We start from the raw sequence: 7,531 nt of genomic DNA on the forward strand, positions 1-7,531 counted from the left end.
CAAACCAAAGTTCACACATTAGGCAATCATCAGAGAGCCGTTAGCAAATTCAACAATCTAGTAGCCGAAAAGATGATGAAAGGCTACAGAAGAAGTCAGTCACAAATCGACAGTAATTGTGAAATTTCTGAAATCAACAGAGCGATTGAATTACTAGAGATTATTCGTCCTTATGTAGAGCAGAAAAACTTTTCAGTTGCTTATATCAATGCCCTAAATCAATATCTGAAGATTGTACCAACACCTTTGGGTATGCAAATTGAACCATACAGAGTATATCGCTCAGTAGAAGATGTTGATTATCAAATGGTATTGCTTAACTCTTTGTTAACCACACCTGCACCACAAGTTGCTGCGGTGGCTGTTGGTCATGCCCCTGAAGCGACAGCAGAACCCAAGGTAGTCAGTCTCAAGACTATCAGTAAGAACTTCTGGCGACATTTGTAAACGAATTACCACAAAGCTTATTTAATAGTAGTTTTGTGGTAGTTTTTTATCATTGAAAATTAAAATAATGAGTGAATATGGCGAAAATAATTGTTAGTTCTTGGGAATCAGAGGGGTATGGACATCATTCTTATATTGATGAGCAAATACATCCTCAATACCTAAAAATAAGAGAAATATGCGAACGGTTAGGAATTGATATTCCAGAAATGGACACTCAAATTACGTCACTTAGCACAAGGACAGAGATTATTGCCGATGAATCTGTACTGGATTATATAGAGCCAATTTATCATAGTAATGCAGACGGGTTCTCACCGGATTACTTAGATCCAACCGATTACATCAATGCAGAGTAAATAATAAAGATTCCCCAGTTATCTATTTCACTGGGGAATCTATAAACTTATCACATCAATATCATGAAAGAATCTTGCTTTTATTGCCCATTCAAAAAATCTGTAGCTTATGCTCTTTGTACAGGTTAAATATGTTGGTGAGGCAACTTTTACCCCCACCATACGCCGTTGCTGACTGATAACTGATAACTGATAACTGTTTTAAAGGCATCGCTTGAGAATAAAAAAGAAAGGTTGAAGTATGTTTTTATAATCCATAATTCCTAACACAGTATTTTCATCTACTTTTCTGAAAGAATCATTGATTGGCAAATAATCATAAATCATTGTAGCAGTCACTTTTCCTCTATACTCCATCATCCGCAGTCTGGCTTGACTTTTATCGGTCTTAAGTAAAGAATTAATTGAAATCAGCAATGGTTTGAGAGAATTATTTTTAGGGATCGGCAATTTTAAAACCCAGTTCATTAAAGTGGGGTTAGGCGCAACCTGGAAAATTTTTCCCTGACCATCTAAAAATAATAATGGATGAACATTTTCAGAATCTATAAATTCCTTACCATACCAATTAGAAATTTCCAATAAACCGTCCATTGGATGGTTTGTATGCAGTCCAGATCCTTGCCAACGACCATACATAAAGCCTAAATCTACGGGTTCAAGGGTGTCAAATAATTCTAAAGCTTGTTCTGTCGTAGTTCTACCCGTTTTCAGTATCAACTGATAATTCTTTAATGTTTCCATTGTTACTTTCCTTATATTTATAACCTTGCCGATACGAGCTTTTAATGCTCATTCTTTCGTTTTGTGTTAGCGTTCGCGCAGGGTCTCGTAGAGAAGCTTACCGCAGGTATCACTTGCCTCTAATGTTATATGAGTATCATAATAGGCTCACTTGGAAAAAATATATCCCTTTTCCGCCCGTCTCGGTGAGCGCAATTTCTAGAAGCTTTAGCAACCCTTAAAAATTAATCCGACGATAGATTTCAGTTAGGGGAATTTCCACGTTGTTTAAACTGTGCAGAACAATCGTCCGCTCAAGGTGAGAGTGAACTTGCCATAGCCAGCGATCGTTACTGTTGCGATCCTGCGTTGTGATATTGCTCAATGTAGGGTTCACTTTGGCTTACAAGCAGATATTCACAAAAGCTGGTGCTGGAAGCGATGTTTACGCATAACCCGCATTTTGATTCCGCAACGCCCGATAATTTATATCAGAAGTTAAATCAGAAAATTTATGCAAAAAATTCATATTTATGTACAGCAGGGAGATATTGCAGGAGTCGCACGTAAAATAGCCAATGGCATTGATATTGAGTGCCTAGACGAGTATTCCCAGCAAACACCATTAATGTGTGCGGTTAGTAGCGCCAATGCAGGTATTGATATGATTCGCCTCCTCTTGGAACATGGCGCGAATGTGAATGCTGTTGAACAAGAATCTCAAAATACCGTACTTGGGTTGGCTGTACAGTCAGGAAATTTAGATAAAATCCAATTGATTCTGGATGCTGGAGCGGATATTAACTATCAAAGCCCAGACGGATATGATATCTTAATTCATGCTATGCATGGTCGAGATATTTTACGAGATGAAAACTTAATATCAACTTTGAATTTACTCATTTCTAGAGGTGCTGTTGTCAATGGCATGAGTAGCTATGGTGAATCTGCAATCAAAGTAGCTGCTCATATTGGGAGATTTGATGCTGTTAAATTATTATTGAACGCGGGTGCTAACCCAGAGCAACTGGGATGGACAGAATTAATGCACGCAATAGTTTTTGGGAGCTTAGAGCAAGTATTGTTATTGCTAGAGCAAGGAGCAGATCAAGATGTGCGTGATTGTTGGCATAGAACCCCTTGGTTATTGAGTATTCAAATGGGTGAATTACCTAAAGCCAAATTACTCCTAGCTGGGGGAGCAAATCACAATGATGTGGGAAACTGCGGAAAAACGCCGTTAATGTATGCGATAGAAAACAATAGGCTGGAAGTCCTACAGTGGCTAATTGCAGAGAGATTTGATATTGAAGCCACTGATGACTTTAGTAACACTGCGTTAATAATCGCAGCAGAGCATGGTGCTACTGATTGCGTCAAAATTTTACTAGAAGCTGGCGCAAACCCTAGCAGAATCAATAATTGCGATGACAAAGCCATCAAGATGGCTACAAACAAGGAAATTGTTAGAATGTTAATTGCAGTTGGCGAAGATGTGAGCGATATTAACGATGATATGCGGCGATCGCTCACTGGAATTGACAATAGCAAATTTTCACTATCAGAATTATCGCCAGAGCAATATTTTGCTGGTAAACATCCGCGCTTTGGCAAAACCAATCCAGAATTGATGAATATCCCTTTTTGGCAAGCGATGATTTGTGATGGTCGTTCTGCTTATACAGGCAAAAATATTTTTAACGATATAGAAAATTGCCAAGATAAGGTATGGTGCTATGATCGATTTGGTAGAACCATTACACAATTATCAGATGGCAGAATTGTCGAAATTGCTGGTGAACATGAAGACTACTATGACCCTGATTTTTGTATCTATAACGATGTTGTAGTTTATCAAAGTGATGGTAACTTTCAAATTTTCGGTTATCCCCAAGATGTATTTCCGCCAACTGATTTTCATTCTGCCACATTAGTTGGAGAATACATATATATCATTGGCAGTTTAGGATATAGCGGTACAAGAATTTATCATGAAACTCCAGTTTATAGATTACATATCCACACATTTGTAATAGAAAAAATAGAAACAACTGGGGATAAACCAGGATGGATCAGTAAACACAAAGCTTACCACCAAAAACCAGCTAAAATACATATTACTGGCGGTAAAATATGTGTGGTTCGTAATGAAAAAGTAGAAGATTATATAGATAACTCAGTTGATTACGTCTTAGATTTAATCAACTTAAATTGGAGTCGCACAATTTCTTGATCGCAATCTGCTTTTGCCGGATCATCATTCCAGTACTCTTGCAAGAATCCAAACCCCGGATTCTGCCCCGAATTAGCCACAACGCATGAGTTTCTGCATACGCTCAGGTCGCAGACTTGACCTCGCTAAAAAGTCATAGTAAAACACTTTTCAAACAACCTCTAAGCTCTTTTAGAGGATGTTTATAAATTTTTTAGGTAGGCTCATTTGAGACTTTAATAACCAGTTTTCCCTTTTTGTTACCGTCGAAAAGTTTTAGGATCGCCTTGGGTGCATTTTCCAAACCTTCGACAATCTCAAGAGCATATTTAATTTGCCCCTGGTTTAGCCACTTTCCAATCTCTGCTATCGCTTCATGAAATCGGGGAATATAATCCAAGATAATAAATCCCTGGACGACAGCGCGTTTCATGAGAATTTGGCTGTAATTATATGGGCCAGGAACAGGCTTTGAAGCATTATAAGTTGAGATTAAACCGCATAAAGGCAGGCGGGCGTGCAGATTAATTTTGGTTAGGACGGCATCAAGGATTATTCCGCCAACATTGTCAAAATACACATCGATTCCATTGGGACAAGCTTGAGCTAATGCTTTCTCTAAATCTCCAGTTTTATAGTTAATTGCTGCATCAAAGCCAAGTTCTTCTGTAAGCCAATGGCACTTTTCATCACTGCCAGTTATACCAACTACCCGACAACCCTTAATCTTGGCAAATTGTCCAACAATGGAACCAACTGCCCCAGATGCGGCTGAAACGACCACAGTTTCTCCAACTTTTGGCTGTCCTATATCTAATAACCCAAAATAAGCTGTAAAACCAGTAGCTCCCAGTGGCCCGGTAAATGCTTTGAGCGGACAAGGTAGAGGATTAGGTAATCGCGTCAGCGAAAAGCCACTGTTTCCAAGGGCGATCGCGTAATCTTGCCAGCCTAGCAACCCTGATACCAAATCTCCCTTTTTAAAATTGGGATTTTTGGACTCTTCAACCACACCTATAACACCGCCACGCATAACTTCCCCAATTTCAACAGGAGGCATATATTGCTCCATATCGCTCATCCAGATCCGATTGGTAGGATCTAGTGACAGATATATAGTACGTACCAGCACCTCATCATCTTTTGGGCTGGGGATTGGCTCTTCTCGGTACTCAAAATCGCTTTCTTTAATGTCACCAACGGGACGAGCAGCTAATAGAAACTGTCGATTTATCGCTCTAGTCATAAGTTTTTGTTGGGTGTGACTGAGAGTTGGTCAGAGTCAATACAGACTTCCTTGGCTTTTTCTAGGTCTTCTAGCATCATTTTACTTTAGCATCTCACTTCACCAGCACCCCATCAACAATCGTAATGCCCCACTGCCCAAACTTCGTCAGCAATTTTTTGATCACAATTTGCAAAGCTGGATCATCATTCCAGCACTCTTGCAAAAAGTCACGAATTCGCCGCAACTTTTGCGCCACTTCCTCAATTCAATTGCAGGAAGTATGTCAACTCTCAAAAGAAGCGTTCCACTAAATAAGCCGCATATTCCATCCCATAAGGTACGCTCACCCCAGCAGTCATTTCATTAGCAAAGTAGGTGTTTTGATTACCTTGCAACATTTCTAATCGTTGATAAATACCATCCTTGAGGTCTTCGGCTGAAAAATGAGAGAACCACTTCCAAATTAGGGGTTGCCCCATAAGTTTCACTTGAGTCCCTCCGAGCTTTTTGACACAATCGGCTACGTTGTTTTCCAACTCTTCAATAGTTGTCGTTTCATCCATGAATGGATAAAAATTGTAGATTTTACTGCCTGGATCAACCTCGTAGATAGCTAATGGATAACTAGTTGGTAAAGGCTGATTTAAAGTATTTCTGATTACGTAGAAAATGTTTACAGGTAAGCCCTCTACTTTACAGGTAATAACCGCTCTTTTTATTGTACGTACCCTAGAAAAAATCTCTGCTTCTTCAGGACAAGCATCAGCTACGCTAAGAAAGTCATCTACAGGAGCAGTCCAAATTAAACGCTCGAATTCCCACTGATTTGAGGCAGTTTTGACCAGAATTGTTTGACCGCGAGAAACACGCTCAATAGTTTGTCCTAGAAACAAGTTATGATTTGCTGCTAAACGGTTCCATAATTCTTGATTCCCTTCTTGCAATTGAGGCATATTCAGAACCAATTTTTTCAGGAAATTGCAACGGTTCAATAATGCCAGTAGCCGAATCACATAAGCAGTAGAAGCTTCTTGTTCGAGATGTCCAAATTGTGCCACATTTGCAATCGGCATTAAAGCATCTTGAATAAAATTTAAACCCTGTTTGTTAAACCAGTGAGGCGAGGATTTATTCATCGCTCGGTAAGCAGGATTGATATAGCCTGGCTCCTCATCCCAAGTATACTTGTCTAATTCTTGAAAAAATTTTCTTAGCTGCCAGAGTCGGCCCAATAAAGAATGTTTGGACTCCACTAAGAACGGGCTAGTAACTTTGCCAGTCGCTAAGTCAAATATTTGTACCCGTGGCATCACATGAAGCGATGGAGAAATTCCATACCTTTTTCTGTATTTCTTATATAGGGGGCTTGGTAATATCCAAACAGTTCCACCCTCATAAATACCACGGGCTTGAAGACTTGGGTCTGCATATCTAATTGAATATGTTTTACCACCTACGCGGTTTTTGGCATCAATGATGGTGATATTTTTGTATCCAAGCTCACGTAATTCTTCGGCAGCCGTTAAACCAGTACATCCAGCACCAACGATACCAATACGGATTGAAGGTTCATAGGTTAAACGATTAATTCGCATGGTAATTGTTAGCGAGAATTTCAGCCCTATTTAATTGTACTAACTTTATGTTCAGCGTTATATGCCAATACGGTTCAGCCCCTTCAAGGTTTAAGATAGGAATGGCACACTTGATATCGGCACCATAGCTTTTATCTCGCTAAGTTGATTTTTTCGGTGATTCAAGCTTTCAATTCATGAGTTTGCTTCTGTTTACGTTTTAACTTCCAAGCAGCATAAAAAGCAGCGCTGATAAACGCGCTGAATGTTAAAGTTGGTTCGGGAACAGGCTTGGCTGATATCGAGATATTTGAAACGCTAATAGAGATACTGCCACCATTAACAGAGATACTGCCACCACTTCCAGTAGAATTTACATTAGTAGGGTTAATAGAGGTATTGTCACTACCACTATGAATTACGCCAGTAGTGTTAACAGAAACGGTGGCGCTATCACGAATAATTAAATTCCCAGTATTAATAGTAATATTACCAGCGTCATTAACAAGGGCGGATGCTCCTTGCTGACTTGAAGGATTATTAAAGTACGCACTACTACTAGTGGGTACAGATTCTGAGAAGCTATGAAGCAAGTTATTGCTCATTAGAGTACTGCCTCCAATAACGCTCAGGTCATTCTCTGTTTGGATATTAGAACCATTGTCAAGAGAGACATTTGGAGCAATTTGAGCCAGCCCATAACTCCCAGGCAAAATACTTCCCCCAGTTATGAGAATACTCAATAAACTTCCCCAACGACTAAAATGCCAACTAAACATTGCACACCTTTATGAACAGCAATAACGCTACACTAATTAGTTAAGTATAAATCAGGTTAATAGCTATCTATTACTTAGCTACAGGTCTACTGTTTTTTCACTCCAAAATTTACCTTTTTCGCAGAAAGCAAAAAAATATCACAAAACTTTATATTTAAGCTTTGAAACTCCTGCATTTACTACTCATATCAAGCCACCAACACCCCATC

9 protein-coding genes are annotated in these 7,531 nt (G+C 39.3%); 3 read left to right on the top strand and 6 right to left on the bottom strand.

The window, feature by feature from the left end; translation table 11 throughout:
- A partial coding sequence (locus G1O98_RS35500; RefSeq protein ID WP_163938732.1) for a WGR domain-containing protein occupies positions 1 to 447 on the top strand: 447 nt, incomplete at its 5' end.
- Positions 448 to 524: 77 nt separating this feature from the next.
- Positions 525 to 806, top strand: coding sequence for a hypothetical protein (locus tag G1O98_RS35505; protein ID WP_163938735.1), 282 nt, complete (start codon positions 525 to 527; stop codon positions 804 to 806).
- A 201-nt stretch (positions 807 to 1,007) separates the two neighbouring features.
- On the opposite strand, the gene G1O98_RS35510 is transcribed toward G1O98_RS35505, so the two are convergent.
- Both G1O98_RS35510 and G1O98_RS35515 read right to left on the bottom strand, forming a co-directional pair.
- Complete coding sequence (locus G1O98_RS35510; RefSeq protein WP_163938738.1) at positions 1,008 to 1,550, bottom strand: DUF4334 domain-containing protein; 543 nt, start codon at positions 1,548 to 1,550, stop codon at positions 1,008 to 1,010.
- Between the two features lie 217 nt (positions 1,551 to 1,767).
- Entirely contained in the window at positions 1,768 to 1,914 is a 147-nt protein-coding gene (locus tag G1O98_RS35515; protein ID WP_228058567.1) for a hypothetical protein, read from the bottom strand.
- A 129-nt stretch (positions 1,915 to 2,043) separates the two neighbouring features.
- Here G1O98_RS35515 and G1O98_RS35520 point away from each other — a divergent pair, with 129 nt between their 5' ends.
- Positions 2,044 to 3,762 carry an ankyrin repeat domain-containing protein gene (locus G1O98_RS35520; RefSeq protein WP_163938741.1) on the top strand — a complete coding sequence of 573 codons (1,719 nt, stop codon included), beginning with the start codon at positions 2,044 to 2,046 and terminating at the stop codon, positions 3,760 to 3,762.
- Between the two features lie 193 nt (positions 3,763 to 3,955).
- On the opposite strand, the gene G1O98_RS35525 is transcribed toward G1O98_RS35520, so the two are convergent.
- From G1O98_RS35525 to G1O98_RS35540, 4 genes are all read right to left on the bottom strand, one after another.
- A complete protein-coding gene (locus tag G1O98_RS35525; RefSeq protein ID WP_163938744.1) occupies positions 3,956 to 4,987 on the bottom strand; it encodes an NADP-dependent oxidoreductase in 1,032 nt (343 codons plus the stop codon).
- A gap of 94 nt (positions 4,988 to 5,081) precedes the next feature.
- On the bottom strand, positions 5,082 to 5,225 hold the full coding sequence (locus G1O98_RS35530; protein ID WP_163938729.1) for a hypothetical protein: 144 nt from the start codon (positions 5,223 to 5,225) through the stop codon (positions 5,082 to 5,084).
- Between the two features lie 34 nt (positions 5,226 to 5,259).
- Positions 5,260 to 6,564, bottom strand: a complete 1,305-nt coding sequence (locus G1O98_RS35535) for an NAD(P)/FAD-dependent oxidoreductase (protein ID WP_163938748.1) — start codon at positions 6,562 to 6,564, stop codon at positions 5,260 to 5,262.
- Positions 6,565 to 6,725: 161 nt separating this feature from the next.
- Positions 6,726 to 7,322, bottom strand: a complete 597-nt coding sequence (locus tag G1O98_RS35540) for a hypothetical protein (RefSeq protein ID WP_163938751.1) — start codon at positions 7,320 to 7,322, stop codon at positions 6,726 to 6,728.
- Positions 7,323 to 7,531 lie beyond the last annotated feature (209 nt).

This window comes from Nostoc sp. UIC 10630 (genome assembly GCF_010747425.1).
Lineage (GTDB): Bacteria > Cyanobacteriota > Cyanobacteriia > Cyanobacteriales > Nostocaceae > Nostoc.

Bases quoted from the DNA above. Each gene is read 5' to 3' on its own strand.
- G1O98_RS35505 (WP_163938735.1), top strand. From the start codon at position 525: ATGGCGAAAATAATTGTTAGTTCTTGGGAATCAGAGGGGTATGGACAT.
- G1O98_RS35510 (WP_163938738.1), bottom strand. From the start codon at position 1,550: ATGGAAACATTAAAGAATTATCAGTTGATACTGAAAACGGGTAGAACT.
- G1O98_RS35520 (WP_163938741.1), top strand. From the start codon at position 2,044: ATGCAAAAAATTCATATTTATGTACAGCAGGGAGATATTGCAGGAGTC.
- G1O98_RS35525 (WP_163938744.1), bottom strand. From the start codon at position 4,987: ATGACTAGAGCGATAAATCGACAGTTTCTATTAGCTGCTCGTCCCGTT.
- G1O98_RS35535 (WP_163938748.1), bottom strand. From the start codon at position 6,564: ATGCGAATTAATCGTTTAACCTATGAACCTTCAATCCGTATTGGTATC.
- G1O98_RS35540 (WP_163938751.1), bottom strand. From the start codon at position 7,322: ATGTTTAGTTGGCATTTTAGTCGTTGGGGAAGTTTATTGAGTATTCTC.